The organism is Pseudomonas cremoricolorata DSM 17059 = NBRC 16634 (assembly GCF_000425745.1).
Lineage (GTDB): Bacteria > Pseudomonadota > Gammaproteobacteria > Pseudomonadales > Pseudomonadaceae > Aquipseudomonas > Aquipseudomonas cremoricolorata.
On the sequence record NZ_AUEA01000016.1, the window covers coordinates 36,326 to 62,631 of the forward strand.

General features: G+C 65.3%; 22 protein-coding genes. 12 read left to right on the forward strand and 10 right to left on the reverse strand.

Going from position 1 to position 26,306, the window contains the following annotated elements; all coding sequences use genetic code 11:
* The first annotated feature begins 3 nt into the window (after positions 1-3).
* The 4 genes from H618_RS0117375 to H618_RS0117390 all read left to right on the forward strand — a co-directional run bounded on the left by H618_RS0117375 (position 4) and on the right by H618_RS0117390 (position 4,305).
* The gene (locus H618_RS0117375; RefSeq protein ID WP_028696272.1) at positions 4-264 is read left to right on the forward strand and encodes a YeaC family protein; all 261 of its coding nucleotides are present in this window, start codon (positions 4-6) and stop codon (positions 262-264) included.
* Positions 261-1,091 carry a DUF2797 domain-containing protein gene (locus H618_RS0117380; RefSeq protein ID WP_028696273.1) on the forward strand — a complete coding sequence of 277 codons (831 nt, stop codon included), beginning with the start codon at positions 261-263 and terminating at the stop codon, positions 1,089-1,091. Before H618_RS0117375 ends, H618_RS0117380 begins: the two co-directional genes overlap by 4 nt.
* 12 nt (positions 1,092-1,103) lie before the next feature.
* Positions 1,104-3,761 carry an aminopeptidase N gene (gene pepN / locus H618_RS0117385; protein WP_028696274.1) on the forward strand — a complete coding sequence of 886 codons (2,658 nt, stop codon included), beginning with the start codon at positions 1,104-1,106 and terminating at the stop codon, positions 3,759-3,761.
* Between the two features lie 88 nt (positions 3,762-3,849).
* The gene (locus tag H618_RS0117390) at positions 3,850-4,305 is read left to right on the forward strand and encodes a GFA family protein (RefSeq protein WP_028696275.1); all 456 of its coding nucleotides are present in this window, start codon (positions 3,850-3,852) and stop codon (positions 4,303-4,305) included.
* 26 nt (positions 4,306-4,331) lie between these two features.
* Here H618_RS0117390 and H618_RS0117395 read toward each other — a convergent pair whose 3' ends face one another.
* Genes H618_RS0117395 through glnH form a run of 5 tightly spaced genes read right to left on the reverse strand, consistent with a single transcriptional unit; the run spans position 4,332 to position 8,447 of the window.
* Complete coding sequence (locus H618_RS0117395; protein ID WP_028696276.1) at positions 4,332-5,237, reverse strand: MurR/RpiR family transcriptional regulator; 906 nt, start codon at positions 5,235-5,237, stop codon at positions 4,332-4,334.
* An 11-nt stretch (positions 5,238-5,248) separates the two neighbouring features.
* Positions 5,249-6,286: an acyl-CoA--6-aminopenicillanic acid acyl-transferase gene (locus tag H618_RS0117400; RefSeq protein WP_028696277.1), complete on the reverse strand. Its 1,038-nt coding sequence runs from the start codon at positions 6,284-6,286 to the stop codon at positions 5,249-5,251.
* 11 nt (positions 6,287-6,297) lie between these two features.
* Entirely contained in the window at positions 6,298-7,020 is a 723-nt protein-coding gene (glnQ, locus tag H618_RS0117405; protein WP_028696278.1) for a glutamine ABC transporter ATP-binding protein GlnQ, read from the reverse strand.
* Positions 7,017-7,673 (reverse strand): glutamine ABC transporter permease GlnP, encoded by a 657-nt coding sequence (gene glnP / locus H618_RS0117410; RefSeq protein ID WP_028696279.1) that lies wholly within the window; start codon positions 7,671-7,673, stop codon positions 7,017-7,019. Before glnP ends, glnQ begins: the two co-directional genes overlap by 4 nt.
* A gap of 30 nt (positions 7,674-7,703) precedes the next feature.
* The gene (gene glnH / locus H618_RS0117415; protein WP_028696280.1) at positions 7,704-8,447 is read right to left on the reverse strand and encodes a glutamine ABC transporter substrate-binding protein GlnH; all 744 of its coding nucleotides are present in this window, start codon (positions 8,445-8,447) and stop codon (positions 7,704-7,706) included.
* A gap of 224 nt (positions 8,448-8,671) precedes the next feature.
* Between glnH and H618_RS0117420 the strand changes: the two genes are divergently transcribed.
* Together H618_RS0117420 and H618_RS0117425 are read left to right on the forward strand one after the other, a co-directional pair.
* Positions 8,672-10,000 (forward strand): aspartate aminotransferase family protein, encoded by a 1,329-nt coding sequence (locus tag H618_RS0117420; protein ID WP_028696281.1) that lies wholly within the window; start codon positions 8,672-8,674, stop codon positions 9,998-10,000.
* Positions 10,001-10,010: 10 nt separating this feature from the next.
* Positions 10,011-10,571: a carboxymuconolactone decarboxylase family protein gene (locus tag H618_RS0117425; protein WP_028696282.1), complete on the forward strand. Its 561-nt coding sequence runs from the start codon at positions 10,011-10,013 to the stop codon at positions 10,569-10,571.
* A gap of 13 nt (positions 10,572-10,584) precedes the next feature.
* On the opposite strand, the gene H618_RS0117430 is transcribed toward H618_RS0117425, so the two are convergent.
* Positions 10,585-11,139 (reverse strand): P-loop NTPase family protein, encoded by a 555-nt coding sequence (locus tag H618_RS0117430; protein ID WP_028696283.1) that lies wholly within the window; start codon positions 11,137-11,139, stop codon positions 10,585-10,587.
* A gap of 253 nt (positions 11,140-11,392) precedes the next feature.
* On the opposite strand from H618_RS0117430, the gene H618_RS0117435 reads away from it, so the two are divergent.
* From H618_RS0117435 to H618_RS0117450, 4 genes are read left to right on the forward strand one after another with little or no spacing between them, the layout of a single operon-like run.
* Positions 11,393-12,424 carry a WD40/YVTN/BNR-like repeat-containing protein gene (locus H618_RS0117435; protein ID WP_028696284.1) on the forward strand — a complete coding sequence of 344 codons (1,032 nt, stop codon included), beginning with the start codon at positions 11,393-11,395 and terminating at the stop codon, positions 12,422-12,424.
* Complete coding sequence (locus tag H618_RS0117440) at positions 12,421-14,814, forward strand: efflux RND transporter permease subunit (protein ID WP_028696285.1); 2,394 nt, start codon at positions 12,421-12,423, stop codon at positions 14,812-14,814. The genes H618_RS0117435 and H618_RS0117440 overlap by 4 nt, the downstream gene beginning before the upstream one ends.
* Before the next feature lie 38 nt (positions 14,815-14,852).
* The gene (locus H618_RS0117445; protein ID WP_028696286.1) at positions 14,853-15,146 is read left to right on the forward strand and encodes a DUF5629 family protein; all 294 of its coding nucleotides are present in this window, start codon (positions 14,853-14,855) and stop codon (positions 15,144-15,146) included.
* Complete coding sequence (locus H618_RS0117450; protein ID WP_028696287.1) at positions 15,112-16,248, forward strand: lactonase family protein; 1,137 nt, start codon at positions 15,112-15,114, stop codon at positions 16,246-16,248. Before H618_RS0117445 ends, H618_RS0117450 begins: the two co-directional genes overlap by 35 nt.
* 28 nt (positions 16,249-16,276) lie before the next feature.
* Here the strand turns inward: H618_RS0117450 and H618_RS0117455 are convergent, their stop codons facing one another.
* Both H618_RS0117455 and H618_RS0117460 read right to left on the reverse strand, forming a co-directional pair.
* Positions 16,277-19,921, reverse strand: coding sequence for an AAA family ATPase (locus H618_RS0117455; RefSeq protein WP_028696288.1), 3,645 nt, complete (start codon positions 19,919-19,921; stop codon positions 16,277-16,279).
* A complete protein-coding gene (locus H618_RS0117460) occupies positions 19,918-21,156 on the reverse strand; it encodes an exonuclease SbcCD subunit D C-terminal domain-containing protein (protein WP_028696289.1) in 1,239 nt (412 codons plus the stop codon). The genes H618_RS0117455 and H618_RS0117460 overlap by 4 nt, the downstream gene beginning before the upstream one ends.
* Before the next feature lie 350 nt (positions 21,157-21,506).
* On the opposite strand from H618_RS0117460, the gene H618_RS0117470 reads away from it, so the two are divergent.
* Positions 21,507-22,958 (forward strand): APC family permease, encoded by a 1,452-nt coding sequence (locus tag H618_RS0117470; protein ID WP_028696291.1) that lies wholly within the window; start codon positions 21,507-21,509, stop codon positions 22,956-22,958.
* A gap of 22 nt (positions 22,959-22,980) precedes the next feature.
* Here the strand turns inward: H618_RS0117470 and H618_RS0117475 are convergent, their stop codons facing one another.
* Entirely contained in the window at positions 22,981-23,616 is a 636-nt protein-coding gene (locus H618_RS0117475) for a LysE family translocator (RefSeq protein ID WP_028696292.1), read from the reverse strand.
* A gap of 151 nt (positions 23,617-23,767) precedes the next feature.
* Positions 23,768-24,541: an IclR family transcriptional regulator gene (locus H618_RS0117480; protein WP_028696293.1), complete on the reverse strand. Its 774-nt coding sequence runs from the start codon at positions 24,539-24,541 to the stop codon at positions 23,768-23,770.
* Positions 24,542-24,752: 211 nt separating this feature from the next.
* Between H618_RS0117480 and H618_RS0117485 the strand changes: the two genes are divergently transcribed.
* On the forward strand, positions 24,753-26,303 hold the full coding sequence (locus tag H618_RS0117485; protein WP_028696294.1) for an acetolactate synthase large subunit: 1,551 nt from the start codon (positions 24,753-24,755) through the stop codon (positions 26,301-26,303).
* Positions 26,304-26,306: the final 3 nt, after the last annotated feature.

A 26,306-nucleotide genomic window follows, 5' to 3' on the forward strand; every position in this document is an offset into this window, starting at 1 on the left:
GCTATGTCCACTTTTGAACAAATGATCGAAAACATCACCCCCGACATCTACCAAAGCCTGAAGACTGCGGTGGAACTGGGCCGCTGGTCGGACGGGCGCAAGCTCACCACCGAGCAGAAAGAGCTGTCGCTGCAGGCGGTGATCGCCTGGGAAATGAAAAACCTGCCCGAAGACCAGCGCACCGGCTACATGGGCCCGCAGGAATGCGCCTCCAAGTCGGCGCCGATCCCCAACATTCTGTTCAAGTCGGACTCGGTACATTGATCGAACTCGCTCGTGGCTCGTTGAGCAAGATGTCCGTGCGTCTGGAAGCACCCGTGGTGCAATACAGCTTTCGCCTGGACGACACGCTGGTGCCGGTCAATCCGTTGATCGGCCAGTCGCTACGCCTGGAATACCTCGGCGCCATCCATTGCAGTCATTGCGGCAAACGCACCAAGACCAGCTTCAGCCAAGGCTACTGCTACCCCTGCATGACCAAACTGGCCCAGTGCGACCTGTGCATCATGGCCCCGGAGCGCTGCCACTACCACGCAGGCACCTGCCGCGAGCCCTCCTGGGGCGAGCAATTCTGCATGACCGACCATGTGGTGTACCTGGCCAATTCCTCCGGCATCAAGGTCGGCATCACCCGCGCCACGCAGCTGCCCACCCGCTGGCTCGACCAGGGCGCGATTCAGGCGTTGCCGATTCTGCGGGTCGCCACCCGCCAGCAGTCGGGCCTGGTCGAAGACCTGCTGCGCAGCCAGGTGGCCGACCGCACCAATTGGCGCGCACTGCTCAAGGGCGAGGCCGAAGTGCTCGACCTGCCGGCTGTGCGTGAACAGATTTTCGATGCCTGCGCCGACGGCCTGCGTGAGCTGCAAGGGCGCTTCGGCCTGCAGGCGATCCAGCCTTTGGCCGATGCCGAGGTGGTGCAGATGCGCTATCCGGTCCAGGACTATCCGAAGAAGATCGTCAGCTTCAACCTCGACAAGAACCCGGTCGTCGAAGGCACGCTGCTGGGCATCAAGGGCCAGTACCTGATCTTCGACACCGGCGTGATCAATGTTCGCAAGTACACCGCCTACCAGTTGGCGGTGCTTCAGTAAAAGGATTGCCCCATGCGCACCGAACAACCGCAAGCGATCTACCTCAAGGACTACCAGGCGCCTGAGTACCTGATCGACGAGACGCACCTGACCTTCGAGCTGTTCGAGGACCACACCCTGGTGCATGCGCAACTGATCATGCGCCGCAACCCGGCGCGCGGTGCCGGGCTGCCGGCACTGGTGCTCGATGGGCAGCAACTGGAGCTGCTCAGCGTGCAGCTCGATGACCAGACCCTGAGCAGCACCGACTACCAGTGCGATGACAACAGCCTGACCCTGCACCCGCGTGGCGAGCAGTTCACCGTCGACACCAGCGTGCGCATCCACCCGGAAAGCAACACCGCGCTGGAAGGGCTGTACAAGTCTGGCAGCATGTTCTGCACCCAGTGCGAGGCCGAGGGCTTTCGCAAGATCACCTATTACCTCGACCGCCCGGATGTGATGAGCACCTTCACCACCACGGTGATCGCCGAGCAGCATCGCTACCCGGTGCTGTTGTCCAACGGCAACCCGGTCGGCAGCGGCCCTGGCGAAGACGGCCGGCACTGGGCGACCTGGGAAGACCCGTTCAAGAAGCCGGCCTACCTGTTCGCCCTGGTGGCCGGCGACTTGTGGTGTGTGGAAGACGTGTTCACCCGCCAGTCCGGGCGCGACGTGACCCTGCGCATCTATGTCGAGCCTGAGAACATCGACAAATGCCAGCACGCCATGGTCAGCCTGAAGAAGTCCATGCGCTGGGATGAAGAGGTGTATGGCCGCGAGTACGACCTGGACATCTTCATGATCGTCGCGGTCAACGACTTCAACATGGGCGCCATGGAAAACAAGGGCCTGAACATCTTCAACTCCAGTTGCGTACTGGCCCGCGCCGAGACCGCCACCGACGCTGCGCACCAGCGCGTCGAAGCGGTCGTGGCCCATGAATATTTCCACAACTGGTCGGGCAACCGCGTGACCTGCCGCGACTGGTTCCAGCTGTCGCTCAAGGAAGGTTTCACGGTGTTCCGCGACGCCGAGTTCAGTGCCGACATGAACTCGCGCACGGTCAAGCGCATCGAGGATGTCGCCTACCTGCGTACCCACCAGTTCGCTGAAGACGCCGGCCCCATGGCCCACCCGGTGCGCCCGGACAGCTTCATCGAGATTTCCAACTTCTACACCCTCACCGTGTACGAAAAGGGCTCGGAAGTGGTGCGCATGGTCCGTACTCTGTTGGGCGCCGAGGGCTTCCGTAAAGGCAGCGACCTGTACTTCGAGCGCCATGACGGCCAGGCGGTGACCTGCGACGATTTCATCCAGGCCATGGAAGATGCCAACGGCGTCGACCTGACCCAGTTCAAGCGCTGGTACGTGCAGGCCGGTACTCCGCGCCTGGCAGTCAGCGAAGCCTGGGACGCAGCGGTCGGTCAGTACAGCCTGACGTTCCGCCAGAGCTACCCGCAAACCCCAGATGGCCGCGACAAGCTGCCTTTCGTGATCCCGGTCGAGCTGGGCCTGCTGGATGCCGAAGGCCGCGACCTGCCGTTGCAGCTCGCTGACGAAACCGCCGCGCACGGCACCAGCCGCGTGCTGGCAGTGACCGAGGCCGAGCAGACCTTCGTCTTCCAAGGCCTTACAGCCAAGCCATTGCCATCGCTGCTGCGCGGCTTCAGTGCGCCGGTCAAGCTGAGCTTCCCCTACGACCGCGACCAACTGATGTTCCTCATGCAGCACGACAGCGATGGCTTCAACCGCTGGGAAGCGGGGCAGCAACTGTCGGTGCAGGTGTTGCAGGAGCTGATCGCCCAGCATCAACGCGGCGAGGCGTTCAACCTCGACCCGCGCCTGATCCAGGCCCTGGGCACGGTGCTGGCTGACGAAACCCTCGACCCTGCCATGGTCGCCGAAATGCTCTCGCTGCCGGGCGAGGCCTACCTCACGGAAATCAGCCAGGTGGCCGACGTCGATGCCATCCACGCCGCCCGCGAGTTCGCCCGCACGCAGATCGCCGAGCAGCTGCAGCCACGCCTGTGGGCGCGCTACCAGGCCAACCGTGCGCAGTCGCGCGAAACCGCCTATGTAGCCTCGGCCGAGCACTTCGCCCGCCGCAGCCTGCAGAACATCGCCTTGTCGTATTTGATGCTGACCGGCAACCCGGACGTGCTCGCTGCCACGCTCGAGCAATTCGAGCACTGCGACAACATGACCGAGCGCCTGACCGCCCTGGCCGTGCTGGTCAACTCGCCGTTCAGCGCCGAGCGGGCCAAGGCGCTGGAAGCCTTCGCCGAGCACTTCAAGGACAACCCGCTGGTAATGGACCAGTGGTTCAGCGTTCAGGCCGGCAGTACCCAGCCCGGCGGCTTGGCGCGGGTCAAGGCGCTGATGCAGCACCCGGCCTTCACCCTGAAGAACCCGAACAAGGTGCGTGCGCTGATCGGCGCCTTCGCCGGGCAGAACCTGGTTAATTTCCACGCCGCGGATGGTTCGGGGTATCGCTTCCTGGCCGACCTGGTCATCGAGCTCAACGCCCTCAACCCACAGATCGCCTCGCGCCAGCTGGCGCCGCTGACCCGCTGGCGCAAGTACGACGACGCGCGCCAAGCGTTGATGAAAGGCGAGCTTGAGCGGATTCTGGCGTCCGGGTCGCTGTCGAGCGATGTGTATGAAGTGGTGAGCAAGAGCCTGGCCTGATCGGCTGCGGGTAGGCTTGGCCGGAACTCCTGCGCACGACCGGCTAAGCTTGCCTTGGCGACAACGCCGAGCACAGAGGAAACCCCCCATGCCCGCCAGCCCCGCTGAAACACCACCTCTTCTACACGCCGCCTGCCACTGCGGCGGCGTGCGCTTCACGGTGAGACTGACCGACGGCCTGAACACCGCTCGGCGCTGCAACTGTTCATACTGTCGCATGCGCGGCGCGGTGGCGGTGTCGGCGGATTTGGCCGATGTTCAGGTGACGCAGGGCGAGGCGCTGCTGACGCTGTACCAGTTCAACAGCGCCGAAGCCAGGCACTACTTCTGCTCGACCTGCGGCATCTACACCTTCCATCAACGACGTTCCTCACCCGATCAGTACGGCATCAACGTGGCGTGCATCGAGGGCATGAGCCCGTTCGATTTCGCCGAAGTGCCGGTCACCGAGGGCAGGGCGCATCCGCGTGACCGCGCCGACGGCAAGACGCGCATCGCCGGCTGGCTGCGCTACCAGGCCAACGACGACGCTGCCCAGGGTTGACGCGCTCGGCCATCCGACGCGGGCATTCAGAGTGAGGTATTGAGCTCGGAAATGAGCGTCTCGCGGTATTTCAGCGCTTGCACCGAAGCCTCGCCAAGCAAGCTCGCGACGGCACTGAGCAAGCCCTGGGCGAGCAGGGTGAAGGCGCACATGCTGTTGCTGAAGAACAGGCTGTGGTTGGGCACATAGAAGCTGTGTCGGGCGCTCTTGGCCAGCGGCGAGCTGGCCGAGTCGGTCAACGCCACCACTTCGATGCCGTGCCGAGCCGCCACCTCGGCGGTCACCAGCACGCTTGGGGTGTAGGGGAAGCAGCTGGCAACCACCAGCACGTCGCCTGCCTCCATCTGCGCCAGGGCATCGGCGACGCCCTGGCGGCTGGAATCGAGAATGCTCACATCGGGACGCAGCATGCCCAGGCCATAGGCCATGAACAGCGCCAGCGAGTTGAACTGGCGCATGCCATGCACGCGAACGCGTTTGGCCTGGCTTAGGCGCACCACCACCTCATCGAACACCGCCGAGTCAATCTGCTCGATCATGCTGGCGATATTGGCGCTTTCCTGGCGGCCGAGCCGAGCCAGTTGGCTCAGCGGGCCGTAGTCATCGCCACCGATCACCAGCCGCGAGGCCTGGTCGCTGTAGAAGCTCTGGCCCTCGGTCAGTTCCCGGCGAAACACATCCTGCAGCTTGCTGAAACCGCTGTAGCCCAGGCGCCGGGCCAGGCGTGACAACGTCGAGGCATTGACCCCGAGTTGCTCGGCCAGCTCGGTGATGGACGACACGGCGGCGCGCTGGGGCGACTCGATCAGCGCGGTGAGCGCGCGGGTCGAACTGCTGCCCAGGGCAATGTCGACCTCTCGTTGCTCGATGGCGGTCAGCAACTGTTTGAGGCCGGCCACGGTCTCGGGCAAGTGTTCGCGGGGAAGGGACATCAGGCAATCCATTAACAGTCTACGGAAATCACACCCTCAAGATCCGCGTGACAGGTCTCGCGCTGGGTGTAGACCGCCCATTCTACAGCGCCTGCCTTGAGCTGGAAGACCGCCGTGGCCAGGGTGTTCTCATCGTCCGGGTCATCGGCTGCGCAGCGGTAGATCGGCAGCGGCTCGGCCAACTCGTCACGTAGCATGGCCAGCGCCTGGGCACCATCGAGCTCACCCTCGGCGCTGCCCAGCAACGCTTGCAGCCGCTGCTGCCGCGCCCCGGAGCTGCCGGTGATGCGTTGTGCCAGCGCGGCGAGCGGTGCGTGAACGATGTGGTTGGCATGCCCCTGACGTTGCCCCACCTCGACCAGCGCGACGCCAGCCGAGGTCGCCTCGACACTCACCAGTCGCGCCGAACCGGCCTGGCCGAAGGCGTGATGGAACGCTCCGGCACGCGGCGTACTGGAGACCGCCGCAATGGCCTCTTCCACGCTGCGGGCATCCAGCGAGGCGCGCCCCAAGATCATCCGTGGCAAGCCAGTGGGAATCTCGCTCGGGCGCAGGTTGTTCACCGTCGCCACCACGCCGCAGGCGTTGACCGCGAAGGTGTGCCCGGGGATCGAGCCGGGGTAGGCGAAGCTGGTGAACGCCACGCCTTCATCCGGTGTGACATGCACGATGGCGCAATCCCCGCGCAGTTGCGGCAGGCCATCTTCGTTATGCGCGATCAGGGCGCCGTCTGCGGTCTGCCCGTACACCGTGGTGCAGCCATCGACACTGGGCAGCCCCGGGTAATCACCGCGGCAGTTCCACATGAACACCTCGGCCAACGGCAGCTCTAGGCCTGCGGCGAGGCCTTCGAGTTCCTGCCAGTAGCGAGGGTAGCGGCTGCGCACCAGGGCTTGCATCCGTTGCGCCTTGTCGCTGCCGGCAAGCCCGGCCAGGTGCTGCCACAGCGGCAGTGGGCGCAGTTTGTCGTGCACCGCCGCGCGGCCGAATTCGCCCAGGCGCTGGCCGATCTCGAACGCCGAACCGGCGATGTGAAGTTGAGCGAGCATCGCAAGGCTCCCTAGGACACGTGCTGAAGAAATTCCCGCAGGCGCGGGCTGGGCGGATTGGCGATCAGCGCTTCGGGCTTGCCGTCTTCGGCGATGCGGCCCTTGTCGATGAAGATCAGGCGGCTGGCTACCTTGCGCGCGAAGTCCACCTCGTGGGTGACGATGACCATGGTCATGCCTTCCTCGGCCAGGGCTTTCATCACCGTCAGCACCTCATGGCGCAGTTCCGGGTCGAGCGCCGAGGTCGGCTCGTCGAACAGCATCATCTTGGGCTTGACCGCCAGCGCCCGGGCGATCGCCACGCGCTGCTGCTGACCCCCGGAAAGCTGCGACGGGTAATGATCGGCGCGCTCGGCCAGACCAACCTTGGCCAGCAGTTCGCGGCCGAGTTTGTGCGCCTCGGCCTTGCTCGCCCCGCGTACGCGGATCGGGCCGAAAGCGACGTTTTCCAGGGCGGTCATCTGCGGGAACAGGTGAAACTGCTGGAACACCATGCCGGCTTCCTGGCGAATCAGGCGCTCGTCGACCTTGGGGTCGTTGACCACCAGGCCGTCGACCACCAATTGCCCCTCGGTGATTTCCTCGAGCTTGTTGATGCAGCGCAGCAGGGTCGACTTGCCCGACCCCGATGGCCCGATGATCACCACCACTTCACCGCTGGCGATGTTCAGGTCGATGTTGTGCAGCACTTGGGTGCTGCCGAAGTGCTTGGAAACGTTCTTGAATTCGATCACAGGATTTTCAACCTCGCTTCCATACGGCGCAGGATGTAGCTGAGCACCAGGGTGATGACCAGGTAGATCACGGCGACGGCGGTCCACACTTCCATCGCGCGGAAATTGCCGGCGATCACTTCCTGGCCCTGGCGGGTCAGCTCGGCGACGCCGATGACGATGAACAGCGAGGTGTCCTTGATGCTGACGATCCACTGGTTGCCCAGTGCCGGAATCATGCGCCGGAAGGCCAGCGGGGTGATCACGTAGCGCAGCGTGTCGCGGCGTGACAGGCCCAGGGCCAGGCCCGCCTCACGGAAACCGTTGTTGATCGACAGCACCGCACCGCGGGTGATTTCGCCGATGTAGGCACCGGAGTTGATCATGATGGTGAACACCGCGGCGCCGAACGGGTCGATGCGAATCGGCACCATCAGCGGCAGGGCGAAGTAGATGAACATCACCTGCACCATGATCGGGGTGCCGCGGATCAGTTCGATGAATACCAGGGCGATCCGGCTGCTGAAGAATCCGCCGTAAGCGCGGGCAAAGCCCGCGATTACGCCGATGACGGCGCCGCCGATCAGGCCGAGGATGGAAATCCACAGCGTGAGCTTGGCGCCGTCGAGCAGAACCGGAAGCGCATCCCAGATGGCGCTCCATTGAAATTGCATAGACGTGGCTCTCAGGAAACAGGAAATGGCTTACTGCGGTTGGGTGCCGAACCACTTCTCGTAGATCTGCGCGTAGGTGCCGTTCTCGCGCAGTTTCTTCAGCGCCGCGTTGACCGGCTCACGCAGTTCGCTGCCCTTGGGGAAGCCAATGCCATATTGCTGGGCCATCATCTGCGAGCCCACGGCCTTCACCTTACCTTCGCCAGCGGTCTTGATGTAATAGAGCACGTTCGGGGTGTCGTGCATGGCGGCGTCGACGCGGCCGGTGCGCAGTTCGAGGTAAGCGTTGTCGATGTTGGGGAACTGGCGCAGGTCCTTGGCCTTGAGGTTGGCCTTGGCATAGTCGGCCGCCGAGGTGCCGCTTTTCACTGCCAGGCTCTTGCCGGCGATGTCGGCCTCGCCCTTGATGCTGTCGTTGTCGCTCTGGACCATCAGCAGAAAGCCGCTATCGTAATAACCGTCGGAGAAATCGATGGCCTGCTTGCGTTCTTCCTTGATGGTGATGCCGGCCAGGGCCGCGTCGACGTTACGCGTTTGCAAGGCCGGGATGATGCCGTTGAAGTCCATTGGCTTGAGCGTGTAGCTGACCCCCAGCTCCTTGGCAATCGCCGCCCACAGGTCGATGTCGAAGCCCACGTATTCGTTGCCCTGCTTGAACTCGAACGGTACGAATGCCGTGTCGGTGGCGATCACCAGCTCTTTGCCAGCAGCCATCGAGGTGCTGGAAATGGCCAGCGCAATGGCTGCAAGCGATACCTTGAGAAGTCTTTTCATCGTCTTTCCTCTGTAGTGGGAAGCTCTCGGGTACGCGGGCAGCCCGAGAGAAGGCGGCAGTAGCAAGCGATGGGGGCGGGCCCCTGATTGTTATGGGTGGCGAGTCCGTGCCGGACGTACGTGGCATGCACGTAGGGAGAACGAGGCGTCATGCATCGCAATGCAAATATCCGTTGCTTATGGTTTTGATGCAAGTAATATTTGCACGACACCTGGAGGGTCCCATGAGCCACGTATTGCACCGCAGCCTTACCCAAACCTATCCCACCGCCGTCGCCGGCGACGGTCCATACCTGATCGACAGCAACGGCCGCCGCTACCTCGATGCCAGCGGCGGTGCGGCCGTGTCGTGCCTGGGCCACAGCGATCCAGAGGTGATCGAAGCGATCCGTCAGCAGGTGGGCCAACTGGCCTATGCGCACACCTCGTTCTTCACTACCGAGGTGATGGAAGAGCTGGCCGATTTTCTCGTCGCCCGCGCGCCGGCCGGGCTCGATTCGGTGTATTTCGTTTCCGGGGGGTCCGAAGCGGTCGAGACTGCACTGAAGCTTGCGCGCCAGTACTTCGTGGAAATCGGCCAGCCGAGCCGCAGTCATGTCATCGCCCGGCGCCAGAGCTATCACGGCAACACCCTGGGCGCGCTGGCTGCCGGTGGCAACCAATGGCGCCGCCAGCAGTTCCAGCCGTTGCTGATCGATGTCAGCCACGTCAGCCCTTGCTACGCCTACCGCGACCAGCGCGCCGATGAAACCAGCGAGCAGTACGCCACCCGTCTGGCCGATGAGCTGGACGCCGAAATCCAGCGACTGGGCGCCGACAAGGTCATGGCCTTCATCGCAGAACCGGTGGTCGGCGCGACCCTGGGCGCGGTGCCGGCGGTGGCGGGCTACTTCAAGAAGATTCGTGAGGTCTGCGACCGCCATGGCGTGCTGCTGATTCTCGATGAGGTCATGTGCGGCATGGGCCGTACCGGTTCGCTGTTCGCCGCCGAGCAGGAAGGCATCAGCGCCGACCTGATCACCATCGCCAAAGGCCTGGGCGCCGGTTACCAGCCGATTGGCGCGACCCTGCTCAGCGGCAAGATCCGCGATGCCATCGCCAATGGCTCGGGCTACTTCCAGCACGGTCATACCTATATCGGCCATGCCACGGCGTGCGCCGCCGCGCTGGCGGTGCAAAAAAGCATCGAGGCCCGTGGCCTGCTGAACCAGGTGCAGGTGCAAGGTGAGGCCCTGCAGGCGCGCCTGCAGCAGGCTTTGGGCGAGCACGCGCATGTGGGTGATATCCGCGGGCGCGGGCTGTTCCGCGGTATCGAACTGGTGCAGGATCGCCAGAGCAAGGCGCCGTTCGACCCTGCCCTTAAGCTGCACGCGCGGATCAAGCAGGCGGCCATGGCCCAGGGCCTGATGTGCTACCCCATGGGCGGCACCCTCGATGGCCGCCGCGGCGACCACATCCTTCTGGCGCCGCCCTACATCATCGACGCCAGCCATATCGACGAGATCGCCGAGAAGCTGGTCAAGGCCATCGACACCACCCTCAACGGCCTCTGACGGAGCCAGTATGGACATTCGATCACGTCTGACCCCGTTGCAGCCGGGGCGCATGAGCGCCGACCAGCAGCGCGTGCTCGACGACATTCTGCAAGGCCCTCGCGGCAACCTCGACGGCCCGTTCCTGGCCTGGGTACACAGCCCGGCGCTGGCCGATCACGCCCAGCGCCTGGGCGCCTTCTGCCGCTACGGCACGGCGCTTGAGCTGCGCCTGAGCGAACTGGCGATCCTCACCACCGCGGCGTGGTGGCGCTCTCAGGCCGAGTGGCAGATTCACGAGCCCATCGCCCGCAGCGCAGGGCTTGCCGACAGCGTCATCGACGCGCTCAGGCAGCAGCGCACCCCGCTGTTCGAACGCAGCGATGAACAGTGCGTGTACGACATCGGCAAGACGCTGTACGACACCCGCCGAGTCGACGATGCGCTGTACCAGCGCGGCGTGGAGCTGTTCGGCGAACCGGCCATGGTCGAGCTGATCGGCGTGTTCGGCTACTACGCGCTGGTGGCGATGACCCTGAACGTGTTCGAGGTCAGGCGCGGCACCGGTGCCGACCTGCCGTTCGCCGAGTAGGACAGGCGCCCGACTAGCGTTGGGCCGGCGTTGCCTCGGTCGCGCCATTGGCGTGCTGCGCCAGGCTGGCAAGAAACCGTTCTACATCGCGGTTGCTACGCAGCCGCACGACTTGGCAGTGGCTTGGCGCGCTGCCTGCCAGTCGCTGCATCTTGCGCCGGGCTGAATGGCGCGAGGTCCAGATGTAGCGCAGGAAGGGCGGAAGGTTGCGCAGTTGTTCCGGACAGTTCTCCGGCAAGTCTGCGCGGGTGCTGCCGCGCTGGCTGAAGGTCCTGCGTAGCACCCGATACAGGCGCAACGCCAGTCCCCGGTCGATCCACAGCAACAGGTCGGCGCGGGCCAGACGATTACTCCAAGTCGTGGAGTGGCCACCTTCGAAAATCCAGCGTTCGCCGGCTTCGACCTCATGGCACAGGCGGGTCTTTTCCTCGGGTGTTCGCTCCACCCAGCCGGGTTGCCAATGGATCTTGTCGATATGCACCACGGGCAGGCCGGTGCACTGGCCAAGCCTGCGGGCGAGGGTGCTTTTGCCAGAGCCTGGCTGGCCGATGATCATCACGCGTTGCATGCGAACTCCTTTTCCTGACCTGTCACTCTGCGGGCGGCGGAGTCTACGCAGGTGACTGCCTGAGTGCCAGCGCTACTGCAGCACTGGGCGCGCTGCGGCGTGGTAACAAAATATAACCAGCAGCGCGTTGTATTCCTTTTGCCATCATCGCTAGGATGGCCCATCGCTACTGTGGGTCATTCTTCTGCGCCAATGCACGCCCGCAGGCGGTTTTCTCCAGCGACCCGGCGAAGAACAATAACAGGGGAACAGCATGAGCCAGTGGGCAAGGATGCATGGCAGGCCGTGGGCGTGGGGGTGGTCGATGGCGGCGCTGCTGGTGCTGACCAGCGTCATTTGCGCGGGCCGAGCGCAGGCCGCTGACGATGGGCAATCTGCAATTGCCTCCGAGCGCGCCGCCCACAGCCTGCTGATCGACGCCGCCCAGGCCGGAAAGCGCCTGGTGGTGGTCGGCGATCGTGGGCACATTCTCTATTCCGATAATCAAGGCGGTGCCTGGACCCAGGCCCAGGTGCCCAGCCGGCAGTTGCTCACGGCGGTGTATTTCGTCGACGCCACACACGGCTGGGCGGTCGGCCACGATGCCCAGGTGCTGGCCAGCGAGGACGGCGGCGCCACCTGGCGCAAGCAGTTCGAAGACCTTGCGCGCGAAGCGCCGCTGCTCGATGTGCTGTTTCTCGATACCCACCATGGATTTGCCGTCGGCGCCTATGGCGCGCTGCTGGAAACCCGCAACGGCGGCCAGCAGTGGCACGACGTCAGCGACCGCCTGGACAACCCCGAGCAACTGCACCTCAACGCCATCGCCCATGTGAAGGACCGTGGTCTGTTCATCGTCGGCGAACAAGGCAGCATGTTCCGCTCGGGCGACGACGGGCAGAGCTGGGCATCGGTGCCTGGGCCGTACGAGGGTTCGCTGTTCGGGGTGCTCGGCACTGCCCGCCCGGCAACCCTCTTGGCCTTCGGCCTGCGCGGCAACCTGTTGCGATCCGCAGACTTCGGCGACACCTGGCAGCGCATCACCTTGAGCACTGAACGTGGGCCGTTCGCCGCGGGCCTCTCGGGCGCAGCGCTGCTCGACGATGGTCGCGTGGTGGTGGTCGGCAACGCCGGCAGCGTGCTGGTGAGCGAGGACGACGGCGAGACGTTCACGGTGAACAGCCGCCGCGACCGCATTGCCTTGGCCGCTGTCGCCGGGCTTGCCGACCAGCGGCTGCTGCTGGTCGGGCAGGGCGGTATCCATCTGGCCGACGCCCAGGGTCAGGACCTGGAGGTGCAACCATGAGCCGCCAGACGCCCCGTGCCATGCCCGATGAGCAACAGGCCACCGCGTTGGAGCGGCTGATCTTCAACCATCGCCCGGCGGTGATCATCCTCTGCCTGCTGGTCAGCCTGGTGCTGTTCTGGCAGGCCACGCTGATTCGCCCGTCCACCAGTTTCGAGAAGATGATCCCGCTGCAGCACCCGTTCATCGAACGCATGCTCGAACACCGCAACGATCTGGCCAACTTGGGCAACACCGTGCGCATCGCCGTGGCGGTGAAAGAGGGCGACATCTTCGACCCCGCCTACATGGAGACCCTGCGCCAGATTCACGACGAGGTGTTCTACATTCCAGGCGTCGAGCGCAGTGGCCTCAAATCGCTGTGGAGCCCGAGCGTGCGCTGGACCGAAGTCACCGAAGCGGGCTTTGCCGGTGGCGAGGTGATTCCCACCCCCTATGACGGTTCGCCGGCCAGCCTCGATGCGCTGCGCGACAACGTGCTCAAGTCCGGGCAGATCGGCCGCCTGGTGGCCAATGATTTTCGCTCCAGCATCGTCGATGTGCCATTGCAGGAAAGCTACCCCGACCCGCTCGAACCGTCGCGCCAGCTCAAGCTCGACTACCAGCAGTTCTCGCACCAGCTGGAAGAGAAGATCCGCGACAAGTACCAGGCGCAGAACCCCAACGTCGAGATTCATATCGTCGGCTTTGCCAAGAAGGTCGGTGACCTGATCGACGGGCTGCTGATGGTGGCGCTGTTCTTCGGCGTGGCGTTGCTGATCACCTGGGCGTTGCTGTTGTGGTTCACCGGGTGCCTGCGCAGCACGGTGGCGGTGCTGCTGACCACGCTGGTGGCGGTGGTCTGGCAACTGGGGCTGATGCATGCGGTCGGTTTTGGGCTTGATCCCTACTCGATGCTGGTGCCGTTTCTGATCTTCGCCATCGGTATTTCCCACGGTGTGCAGAAGATCAACGGCATCGCCCTGCAGTCCAGCGACGCCGACAACGCACTGACCGCCGCGCGGCGCACCTTCCGCCAGCTGTTCATCCCCGGGATGATCGCCATCCTCGCCGACGCGGTGGGCTTCATTACCTTGCTGGTCATCGACATCGGGGTGATTCGCGAGCTGGCCATCGGCGCCTCGATCGGCGTGGCGGTGATCGTCTTCACCAACCTGATTCTGCTGCCGGTGGCGATTTCCTATGTCGGCATCAGCCAGAGGGCGGTGGCGCGCAGCAAGGCCGATGCGCACCGCGAACACCCGTTCTGGCGCCTGCTGTCGAACTTTGCCAGCGCGCGGGTGGCACCGCTGTCGGTGGGTCTGGCGCTGCTGGCCTTCGCCGGCGGGCTCTGGTACAGCCAGAACCTGAAGATCGGCGACCTCGACCAGGGCGCACCGGAGCTGCGCCCGGATTCGCGCTACAACCAGGACAACCGCTTCATCATCGAGCACTATTCGACCAGCTCCGATGTGCTGGTGATCATGGTCAAGACCGCCGCCGAGCAGTGCTCGGTGCACAGCACCTTGGCGCCCATCGACGAGTTGATGTGGACACTGCAGAACACCCAGGGGGTGCAGTCGGCGATTTCCCTGGTGACGGTCTCCAAGCAGGTCATCAAGGGCATGAACGAGGGCAGCCTGAAGTGGGAGACGCTGTCGCGTAACGCCGATGTGCTGAACAACTCCATCGCCCGCGCCGACGGCCTGTACAACGCCGACTGCTCCCTGGCGCCGGTGCTGGTGTTTCTCAACGACCACAAGGCCGAGACGCTGCAACGGGTCACCGCCGCCGCTCGCGCCTTCGCCGAGAGCCATGACCGCGATGGCCTGCAGTTCCTCCTGGCCGCTGGCAACGCCGGTATCGAGGCGGCCACCAACGAGGTCATCGAGTCTGCCGAGCTGCGCATCCTGCTGCTGGTCTACCTGTGCGTGGCGGTCATGTGCCTGATCACCTTCCGCTCGTTCGCAGCCACCTTGTGCATCGTGCTGCCGCTGGTGCTGACCTCGGTGCTGGGCAATGCGCTGATGGCCTTCATGGGTATCGGCGTGAAGGTCGCGACCTTGCCGGTGGTGGCCCTCGGTGTGGGCATTGGCGTCGATTACGGCATCTACATCTACAGCCGCCTCGAGCGCTTCCTGCGCGCCGGCCTTTCGTTGCAGGAGGCCTACTACCAGACCCTGCGCTCGACCGGCAAGGCGGTGCTGTTCACCGGTCTGTGCCTGGCGATCGGGGTGTGCACCTGGATGTTCTCGGCCATCAAGTTTCAGGCCGACATGGGCCTGATGCTGACCTTCATGCTGCTGTGGAACATGGTCGGCGCGCTATGGTTGCTGCCGGCACTGGCGCGTTTTCTGATCAGGCCCGAGCGCCTGGCCGGCACGCGAGGCAGCGGTCTGCTGGGCCATTGAGCGGGTATACTGGCGGCCATTTTCATTCAGGTATTTCCATGACCCTTCTCGACGCCCTGCACACCTGCGACATGCTGCTGATCGACGGCCTGCATTGTTTTGACTTCACCCTCGATGACGCCGGCCTGCGCGCCGAATGCATGGACGGCCGACAGCTGCGCCGCTGGCAGTTCAGCGCCGAGCAGCTGGCCGCAGCGCAAGGCCAAGGGGACCAATGGCGGGTGAGCGCTGTCGAAACCGAGCACCTGCTGATCTGCATGAGTGCCCTGCGCGCCCCGGAAGATGAGGAAGATGACGATGAACCGCACCTGCAAGCACCTGCTAAGGATTAGCCTGATGAGCCTGGCCGTGCCCGTCCACTCGGCCACCTTGCTGGTCGGCAGCTACACCGACGGTGCCAGCCATGGCATCTACCGCTATCACTTCGATGCCAGCACCGGGCAGATCGAATCCACCCCGTTGCAGGTGGTGCACGCGGCCAATCCGTCGTGGCTGGAGCTGTCGCCCGACCAGCGTGTGCTGTATGCCGTCAATGAAGACCGTGAAGGTACGGTGAGCAGCTTTGCCGTCGACGTCGACGGCGCCCTGACCGCCCAGGGCAAGGTCACCAGCCAGGGCGGCGAGCCGACCCATGCTAGCCTCAGTCACGACCAGCGCTACCTGTTCGTCGCCAACTACGGGGCTGAAAAGCCAGGCGGCAGCCTGGTGGCGCTGCCGGTGAGCCGCAGCGGCACGTTGCAGGCCCCGGCCCAGCAAGTGCGCCATGCGCCGAGCCAGGTCGATGCCGAGCGCCAGCGCGAGGCGCACATGCATTCAATGGTCGTTGCCCCTGATGGCCAACACGTATACGCCACCGATCTGGGCGCCGACCGCGTGTTCATCTACCGCTACGACGGCGCCCGCGCCGAGCGACCGCTCAAGCCGGCCAGCACCGCCGAGCTGGTGTTGCCGCCGGGCAGCGGGCCGCGGCATCTGGAGTTCGACAGCCGTGGCCGTTTTGCCTACCTGACCTTGGAAATGAGCGCCCAGGTGGCGGTGCTGGCGGTGCACGACGATGGTCGCCTGACGCTGCTCCAGCAACTGCCGCTGACCGAGCACGACGACGTGGCGTTCAAGTCAGCCAGCGGCCTGCACCTGTCGGCCGACGGACGCTTTCTGTACGTCAGCAACCGCGGCAAGGCCAATGAGATCGTGGTGTACCGGGTCAGCCCCGACGATGGCCGCCTGAGCCTGGTGCAACGCCGCGCCAGCGAAGGCGACCACCCGCGCGAATTCGCCCTCGACCCTGACGGGCATTTCCTGCTGGTGGCCAACCAGCACAGCGACGAGATCGTCGTCCTGCGCCGCGACCCGCGCGAAGGCACCCTCGGCGAAGTGGTCCAGCGCCTGCCTCAGCCAGCGCCTTCGGCGTTGGTGTTCGCCAAATCCCCATAACCGCCTACAGGCGGGTGAACTGCGCCGTTCACCCGCTGACCTCCACCTCACTCAAGCCGTTGCCCTGCCGGTGCACTTTGATTTGCACCGGGATGCGCTCGTGCATGTCCTGCACGTGGGAAATCACCGCCACTTTGCGGCCCTGGGCTTGCAGGCCGTCGAGGGCGTCCATGGCCAGTTGCAGGGATTCGGGGTCGAGGCTGCCGAAGCCTTCGTCGATGAACAACGACTCGATGCGCAAGGTGCTCGAGGCCATCGAGGCCAGGCCCAAGGCCAGGGCCAGCGAGACGAGGAAGGTTTCGCCCCCGGACAGCGAATGCACCGAACGCAGTTCGTCGCCCATTTCCGTATCCATCACCAGCAGCCCGAGGGCGCTGCCGCCGCGCTTGAGGCGGTAGCGCCGGGCCAGCTGGCGCAGTTGTGCGTTGGCGTGGTGCAGCAACAGGTCGAGGTTGTAGCCCTGGGCGATCTTGCGGAACACATCGCCTGAGGCCGAGCCGATCAATGTGTTCAGGCGCGCCCAGCGCTGCCACTGCTGCTGGGCCTGCTCGATGTCAGCGGCAAGCGCCGCACTGGCCTGCTGGCGACGCTGGTCGTCGGCCTGCTGCGCGCGCAGCTCGGCGCAGTGTTGCTCGCGCTGGGCAAGACTTGCCTGGATGTCGTCCCGCGCCTGCTGCAAGGCCTCGGCGGGCAGGGGTTCGGCTGCTGACTGCTGATGGTTGTGCACCCACTCGTCACGTTCCTGGACCCGCACGGCGGCCTGTTGCAGCGCGCTGTCGGCAGCCTGCAGGCGCTGACGCAAGGCACCCAGCTGGGTTTCGTCGACCGCCAGCAGACGCTCAAGGGTGGCGTCGTCGAAGCTGGCATGCTCGGCGCGCCACTGATCGATGGCCTCCTGCAACTGTTGCTGCTCGACGGTCAGTTCCGCCTGACGGGCCTGGTTGGCCTTGAGTTCAGTGGCCAGTTGCAGGGCCTCGTTATGCGCCTGCTGCAAGGCCTGGGCGGTTTCGCCCTCGCCCTGGCGCGCCTGTTCCAGCTCGCGTTGCAGGTGCTGCTGCCAGGCCTGGGCGCTCGGGTGGCTGCCGAGCAGCTCGCCGAGCGACTCGCCGGCTTGGCGGTGCTGGGCGTCGAGACGTTCTAGCTCGGCCTGGCGCTGTTGCTGCTGGGCGCTGTGGTGCTGTTGTTGATCGAGCAGGCGCTGCAGGTGTTGCTCGCGCTGCTGCTGCGCCTGGTGCAATTCGTGGCGCTGGTCGAGCTGCTGCAAACGTTCGGCGAGCAGCCGGTCAAGCTCAAGGAAGGCCGCGGCCGGCGCCTCGCGCAGGGCCTTGAGGTGCGCCTCGGGCAGCAGCTCGGCAAACTCGGCCAGTGCCTGTTCGAGGCGCTGCTGATCGGCCTCCAGCGCGCTGCGCTGCTGCTCCAGGCGTTGCTGGGCCTGCTGCTGTGCCTGCTGGGCGCTGTGCACTTGGGCGGTGTGCTGGGCAACGTCGCGTTGCAGGCGGGTGAGGGTGGCCTGGCGTTGCTCGTCGCGGCTGATCTCTTGCTCGAGGCGTCGTGCCTGCGCTTGAAGCCAGTCTGCGCGGGCTGTTTCGGCCTGGGCGTCGAGGCCGGCCCACAGGGCATGGCCGCGCAGCTGCTGGTCGAGCGGCTGGCACTGCTCGCTCAGTTGCTGATGCTGTTGCTGCGCGTCCTTGTACTGGGCGTTGGCCACGCCCAGCTCGGTGCGCAGGGTGGTGAGCCGCTCGCCGAGCTCACGCACCTGGGCCTTGGCGGTGTCTTCTTCGTGCTGATCGTGCTCACCGAGGCTTGCGAGCAGCGCCTGAGCATCGTGGAAGGGGTGTTCGAGGCTGCCGCAGACGCTGCACGGCTCGCCCTCACGCAACTGCTCGCGCAGCGCTTCGACGCTCTTGTCGCGGGCCAGGCGCTGACGTTCGAGCACTTGCTGGATCACCGTCAGAGCCTGTTCGGCGGCGCTGAATTCGGCTTTGGCGGCGGTGCCGGCGGCGATCAGTTGCTGACGCTGTTGCAGGACCTGCTGCTGACGCTCGGCGAGTGCCTGCAAACCCTGTTGCAGCTCCTGTTCGCGGCTGTACAGGCGGCTGAACTCATCGACGCTGCGCTGCTGCCTGCGGTTGTCCTGAAGCATGGAGCTGAGCAGCTCGAGCTGCTCGGCCACCGCCTGCGGCTCGACCTTGGCCTCGCGGTAGAGCAGTTCCAGGTCTTGCTGCTGGGCCTGGGCGTGGGCGCTGGCCTGGCTCAGTTGCGCCTGCAAGGCCGGCAGTTCTTCAGCGCCCTGCTGCAACCGGTTGCCGATTTGCAGCAGTTGCTGGAGCTGGCCGCGATAGGCCTGCCAGGCCTCGCCAAGGCTCGCCAACTCTGCGCTGCCGGCCAGCGCCTGGTCGACCTGCTGCAGCGCGTGCTGGTCACGCTGCTGCGCCTCGTGCAGTTGCTGGTGCTGTTGCTGCAAGGCCGCGCCGGCGTGCTCGGCCTCGGTTGCTGCGGTACGCGCGGTACCCCGCTCGCCGTGCAGGCGGGCGAGAGCTTCCTCGGCGGAGAACGCCTGGCGCAGGCGCGGTGCGGCCTCATCCAGGGCCTGCTGGCGTTGGCCCATGTGCTCGCGAGCGGCGTGCAGGGCCTGCTCGAGCTCGGCACTGCGCGTCTGCACGCTGGCCTGCCGTTGTCGTTGCGCAAGCAGCGCCTCGCCCAGCGGCTGCAACTGCGTGAGCAACTGGCGCTGGCGCTGGAACTGATGGCGCTGCGGCGCCAGGCGCTCCAGACGCTGCACGTCGTCGCGTTGCGCGCTCAGCGACTCGGCATGCTGCTGCGCCTCGCTGAGCGCCTGGCGGGCGCTGTGTTGCTGCTGCAGCAGGCGCTGCAATTCGGCTGCCCAGGCGCGTTGCTGTTCCAACTCGCGCTGGCGCTGTTGCTCGGCCTTGAGCTGTTGCTGGGCCTGGTCGAGGGTTGCATCGAGCTCCAGGCGCGCCTCGCTGGCCATGGGCAGCAGGTGGCTGGCGCGTTCCTGCAAGGCGCGGTAGGTGTCGCCGGCATCGCGCGCCCTGGCAAACGCGCCTTGGCCAAGACGGGTGTAGATCGAGGTGTTGGTGAGCTTTTCCAGCAGTTCGCTGCGGTCGCGGTCGTTGGCCTTGAGGAAGGCGCTGAACTCGCTTTGCGCCAGCATCACGGCACGGGTGAACTGCTCGAAGTTCAGGCCCAGGCGGGATTCGATCAGCTCTTTGTATTCCTGCTTGCCACTGCCCAGCAGTTGCTCGGCGTCGAGGTCGTACAGGCTCTGGCGGCTGGCCTGCAACTTGCCGCCGGCCTTGTCGCGGGCGCGGTTGGCTTCCCAGCGGGCGCGGTAGCGGTGGCCGTCGATGCCGATGAAATCCACTTCGGCAAAGCCACTGCCACTGCCGCGGCGCAGCAGGTTGCGCGGATCGGCGGTGGGAATGTCGCCGTCGGCATCCGGCACCTTGGCTTCGCGGGCGATGGCGTTGAGCCGCGGCACGCTGCCGAACAGCGCCAGGCACAGGGCATCGAGCAGGGTGCTCTTGCCGGCGCCGGTGGGGCCGGTGATGGCGAACAATCCGGCGCTGAGCAGCGGCTCGGCGGTAAAGTCGATGTCCACCGGGCCTGCCAGCGAGGCCAGGTTCTTCAGGCGAATGGCAAGAATCTTCATGGCTGGGCCTCGTGCTGATGGGCGTCCTGCAACAGTTCGGCGAAGTCGGCCAGGGTCTGTTCGTCGGCCTCACTGCCGTAGGCCTGCTGCCAGGCGCGGCTGAACAGGTCCTGCGGAGTGATCTGGCTGAGTTCGACGAAGCCCTGGGCCTGGTCGTCGGCCGCGCCGGCGCCGCTGTACTCGGCGCTGATGCGCACCAGGCGCACGGCTTTTTCGCTGAGCGCGCTGTCGACTTGCTGGCGCAGATCAGGCTGCGGCTCGTCGAGGCGCACGCGCACTTCCAGCCACGGCTGGTGGTTGGGGTCTTGCAGCAAATCCGGCGCAGGCAGCTCGGCCAGTTGCGCCAATACCTCGGCCAGTGGCGCCGGGCCGATGCGCAGCAGCGCCACCGCCCGCGGCACCAGGCGCGCCTCGACACTCACCAGCTGCGCGCCTTGCAGCTCGACTTCCAGCACCTGGTGCGGGTAGTTGATTTCCGCGAACGACAGCGGCAACGGCGAGCCGCTGTAGCGGATGCGCTCTTCGCGGTTGACCTTCTGCGGCTTGTGCAGATGGCCCAGGGCGACATAGGCGATGCTGGGGTCGAACAGCCGCGCCGGCAGCGCTTCGGCATTGCCGATGATCAGGCTGCGTTCGGAATCTTCCGAGACCGAGCCGCCGGCCATGTGCGCGTGGCTGATGGCCACCAGCGCCTGGTCCTTGCCACGCTTGCGCAGCGCCGCTGCGGTCAGTTGCTCGTGCACCGTGGCGATGCCCTTGAGGTAGTCGTCACCCAGGTGCGGCCCGGTCACTTCCGCCGGGCGCAGGAACGGCAGCGCCAGGCACCAGGCGCACACCTTGCCGCGTGCGTTGGTCAGTGGAATCAGTAGCCGCTCGGCATCGAGCTGGCCTTCGTCGAGCCAGTGCACCCGGCCCAGGGCATGGGTGCGCAGACGCCGCATCAGCGCCGCGGGCAGCTCGACCCGCGAGCCGGAATCGTGGTTGCCGGCGATCATCACGATGTCGAGCTTGGGCTGTTGCTCGTGGGCACGGACGATGAAGTCGTACAACCGCTCCTGGGCCTTGACCGGCGGGTTGACGGTGTCGAACAGGTCGCCGGCGATCAGCAAGGCATCGGGCTGACGCAGTTGCAGTTGGCCGAGCAGCCATTCAAGGAAACAGGCATGTTCGAAGTCGCGATCCTGGCCGTGCAGGCTCTGACCAAGGTGCCAGTCGGAGGTGTGAAACAGACGCATGAATGACCTGTGTGATGAAGTCGGGCCAGCAGCGGGCCAGATGGGGAGGAGGGCGGTGCGCGTGGCGGCTATGGTAACTCATTGGCAGCGTTCGCCGGGCATGTGCGAAGGTGCCATGTGGGCGTTGGCTATCCCGAATCGGCAGCCTTTGCAGCGCCTGACGGCGGGCCGTGAACCCGCCTGGGGCACGGCTTTCCTGGCTGCCAATTTGGGCTAACGCCTGCGCCTGCAGGGGCCTAGGATCGAAAACGTCAGCACCCACTACAACAAAGTTCTCGGCCCATGCGCCGATATGACGATCGGCGTTGACTCAACCTACAGCGACTGCCTCATACAATAAGGTCAAGATCATGAGCGTATCCGAGAGTTCGCCGGCAGCTTCCACAGAGCTGCGGCGCGGCGCCCTGAGCGTCGGTTTCATCATCTTCTTCGTCATCTCGGCCGCCAGCCCCCTGAGTGTGCTGGCCGGTGGTTTCCCGATCGGCATCATGCTCGGCAATGGTGCCGGCACACCGGCGTTGCTGCTGCTGGCCCTGGCCGTGCTGCTGACCTTCGCCGTCGGCTACACCACCATGGCCCGCCACGTGACCAACGCCGGCGGCTTCTATGCCTTCTCGTCACGCGGCCTGGGCGGCATGGCGGGCGGCGCTTCCGGGGTGCTGGCGATGCTGGCCTACAACATCCTGCAGGTGGGCTTGTACGGCATGTTCGGTGGCGTGGTGTCAGGCACCATGTCCAGCGTGTTCGCCATCGACCTGCCGTGGTGGGCCTATTCGCTGATGGCCATGGCCAGCATCGCGGTGCTGGGCTACCGCAACATCGACCTCTCGGCGCGGGTGCTGTCGTTCATCGTGGTGGCCGAATACCTGGCGATTCTGGTGCTGGACATCGCCATTCTGCGCAGCGGTGGTGACAGCGGGGTCAATTTCGACTCGTTCAAATCTGAATACGTATTCAGCGGCACGCCGTCGATCGGCCTGCTGTTCTGCTTCGCCGCCTTCATCGGCTTCGAGGCCACCACCATCTATGGCGAGGAAGCGAAGAACCCGTCGCGGGCCATTCCCATCGCCACCTACGTATCGGTGCTGCTGATCGGCTGCTTCTATGCGCTGTCGATCTGGTCGATGGTGGTGGGCGTTGGCGCCGACAAGATCGTCTCGGTGCTGCAGGGGCTGGCGGATCCGACCACCTTCATCTACGGGCTGTCAGATCACTTCGTCGGCCCGCAACTGACCCAGGTCATCCGCGTGCTGTTCATCGTCAGCATCTACGCCGGCCTGCTGGCCTTCCACAACTCGGCGGCGCGCTACTTCTACGCCATCGGCCGCGACGGCCTGCTGCCGCGGGCGCTGGGCTCGACCCATCGCATCCACCAGAGCCCGCACCGCGGCTCGGCCTTGCAAAGCCTGATCGCGGCGGTGGTGGTGCTGATCTTCGCGGCCATGGAAGCCGACCCGATCCTGCAACTGTTCGCCTGGTTCTCGAGCCTGGCCACGCTGTGCCTGATCCTGCTGATGGCGATCACCTCGGCCGCCGTGCTGATGTACCTCAAGCGCAATCCGCAGCTCAAGCTGGGCGTGCTGCGCCGCGTCGTGTTCCCGGTGTTCTCGTGCCTGGCGCTGAGTTTCGTGCTGATCATCGCGGTGGTGCACTTCGAGGTGCTGACCGGCTCCAGCAAGGCGCTGTCCTACGCGCTGTGCTCGCTGATTCCGGCGGCGTTGATCGTCGGCCTGGTGCTGGCCGCACGCTTGCGCCGCAGGTCCCCGACCTGCTTCGAGGCACTGGGCAGTCACAAGCTCTGACCTACAGGGGAGGGCGGCGCGCCTAGCGGCGCCCTTCAAGCGCCATACGCACGGCAAGGCCGATGAGCACCGTACCCATCAACCAGCGCTGGACGATCTGCCACAACGGCCGGCTGACGAAGAACGCCGCGATGCTGCCGGCCATGACGGCGATCAGCGCGTTGACGCTGACACTGATGACGATCTGCGTGAAGCCCAGCACCAGCGACTGCGCCAGCACGCTGGCATGCTCGCCGGGGCTGATGAACTGCGGCAACAGCGACATGTACATGACCGCGATCTTCGGGTTCAGCAGGTTGGTGACCAATCCCATCATGAACAGTTTGCGCGGGCTGTCCTTGGGCAGGTCCTGCACTTCGAAGGCCGAGCGCGCACCAGGCTTGAGCGCCTGCCAGGCCAGGTACAACAGGTACAGCGCACCGCCCAGACGCAGCGCGTCATAGGCGTGCGGCACCGCCAGCAGCAAGGCGGTGATGCCCAGCGCCGCGCAGGCCATGTACACGACGAACCCCAGCGCAACGCCGCCGAGGGAAATCAGGCCGGCTGCGCGGCCCTGGCAGATCGAGCGAGAGATCAGATAAATCATGTTCGGACCGGGCGTCAGCACCATGCCGAGCGATATCAGCGCGTAGGCCAGCCAGTTGGACAGTTCGGGCATGCAACGACTCCTCAGCACCGGGGCAGTCGCGGCCAGCGCGCGTGCCCCAGGCGCGATCGACACAAGGGGATGGTGGCGCCGAGTGTGGCGCCTGCAGCAGGCCCGCGTTAGTCACAGATCGCCTGGAAAAACGCCATACAGCGCGGCGCGGTCAGGCGCTGCGGGTGGGCGCCGAGCGCTGTGCCTGGATGTTCTCGGCAATGCGCTGGGCCGTGTCGATCAGGCGGTCGCGTACCGCGTCCTGGCGCAGCAGACGGAAGTCGTGGCTGCTGCCCACCGCCGAGATACTGCCCAGCACATCCTTGTGCTCGACGCTGACGATCGGCGCGGCGATGCCGGTGAGGCCGGTGTTGAGTTCCTCGTGGGTGATGCAGTAGCCGTCGCGGCGAATCTTCTTCGCGGCGCGGGCGAATTCCGACCACGGGCGCTGGCTGTAGGGGTGAGCGGGGTCGTTGGCGATGTGCTGCTCGAACAGCTGTTGCAGGCGTTTGCCCTTCTGCGCGGCGACCAGCACTTTCGATTGCGCGCCGCGAAACAGCGGCAGCGGATGGCCGCGGCCAAAGGCGAAGGTCGCCGTGTCGTAGGCCTCGGTGATGTAGGTGTTGATGATGTGGCCGTCGTAGAAAACGCTGGCGAACACCGCAAGGCCGGTGTCGCGGGCCAGCTGGTTCATCAGCGCGCGGCCGGCACTGAGGATCGGATCGTACTGACGCATCATCCAGTCCAGTTCGATGATTCGCGGCCCCAGGCCGTAGCTGCCGGCACCGACTCGGGTGAGCAGGCCGGCTTCGCACAACTCCTTGACGTAGCGGTACACCGTGGCCCGCGACAGGCCCATGCGCTCGACGATGGTGTCCGGGTCGATTTGCAGTTGCTGCGCACCGAACAGGTCCAGCACGCCCAGCGTCTTGCTCAAGCTGCCCATGGCAGGCTCCTCATTAGGTGCGGTCGGGTGAAAAGGCGAGTCATTTGGCACTGCGATTGGCTGAGACTATATCGCTAATAATCGAGATTAAAAAGCGCCTTAAAATCTCATTTGTCTCATATTTTGAGTAAAAAACTAAAAATAGCTTGTCTGGATTTTCGAATGATGGAATAAATCCTGAAAAACAACGCCAGCCTGCGAGGCCCGACCCATGAATGGTGCTGAACTCATCCTCAAAGCCGCCGCCGCCAGCGGCGTCGAGTACTGCTTTGCCAACCCGGGAACCACTGAAATCCCGCTGGTGGCGGCCATCGCCAAGAGCCCGGCGCTGAGCTTCAAGCCAGTACTGTCGCTGTTCGAAGGCGTATGTACCGGTGCTGCCGACGGCTACGGGCGCATCGCCGGCAAGCCGGCCATGACCCTCACTCACCTGGGCCCAGGTTTTGCCAACGGCATCGCCAACCTGCACAACGCCCGCCGTGCCAACACGCCAATCGTCAACGTCATCGGCGACCACGCCTCCTGGCACGTGAATTACGACCCACCGCTTGCCAGCGACATCGAAGCGCTGGCCGGTGCGGTGTCCGGTTGGGTGCGCACCTCGAGGCATGCCGAGCGTGTCGGTGAAGACCTGCAAAGCGCCGTGCAGGCGGCCTGGCAGCCGCGTGGACAGATCGCCAGCCTGATTCTGCCGATGGACCTGCAAGCCGCCGAGGTCAGCGCCAGTGCTGGCGCCTTCGCCCCGCTGCAGGCGCCGGTGCGGCGCTTTGCCGGCGACAAGGTCGAGCAGGTGGCGCGCGAGCTGGCCGCAGGCAAGCGCCTGGTGTTCATCGTCGGTGATGTGGGCCTGAGCGCCGAAGGCCTGCAAGCGGCCGGGCGCCTGGCCAACCTGCCGGCGGTGCGTATGTTCGCCGAGACCTTCCCACGGGTCAGTCACCGCGGTGGCGGCCTGCCGGACCTGGACCGGCTGCCGTACTTCCCCGAAGTCGCCATCGAAATTCTCGAGCAGTACGACCTGGTGGTGTGCGCCGGTGTGCCCGAGCCGATCAGCTACTTCGGCTACGAAGGCATCCCCTCACGCCTAGCCGAACGCTCGCGCCTGCTGTCGCTGGCCGAGGTCGGCGACGATGTGGTCGGCGCGCTCTCGGCACTGGCCGATGCGCTCGATGCACCGGCCTTCACTCCGGTCGAACAAGGCATCGAGCTGCCGCCCGGCGAAGACGCGCTGAGCCCACAGTCGATCGGCCGCGTGCTGTCGGCAGCGCTGCCCCACGACTGCATCGTTTCCATCGAAGGCGGCACCTGCGGCTACCCGTTCTTCACCGCCTCGGCGCGGGCTGCCCGCCACCGGGTGCTGACCAACACCGGCGGCGCCATCGGCCAGGGCATTCCCGCAGGCTTCGGCGCGGCCCTGGCCGAGCCTGGCAACACGGTGTTCTGCCTGCAATCGGACGGCAGCGCGCAGTACACCATCCAGACCCTGTGGAGCATCGCCCGCGAACAACTGCCGGTGGTGATCCTGATCGCCGCCAACCACCGCTACGCCATTTTGCAGAACGAGCTGCGCCGCTACGGGGTGACCGAGTTCGGCCCGCAGGCCCTGGCGCTGACCGAACTGGATCGCCCACGCGTCGACTGGAAAGCCCTGGCCAAAGGCTACGGCGTGCCTGCCAGCAGCGTGCGCAGCAACGCCGAACTGCATGTGGCACTGGCTCAGGCCATTGCCGCGAAAGCCCCTTGCCTGATCGAAATGGAGCTGTGAACC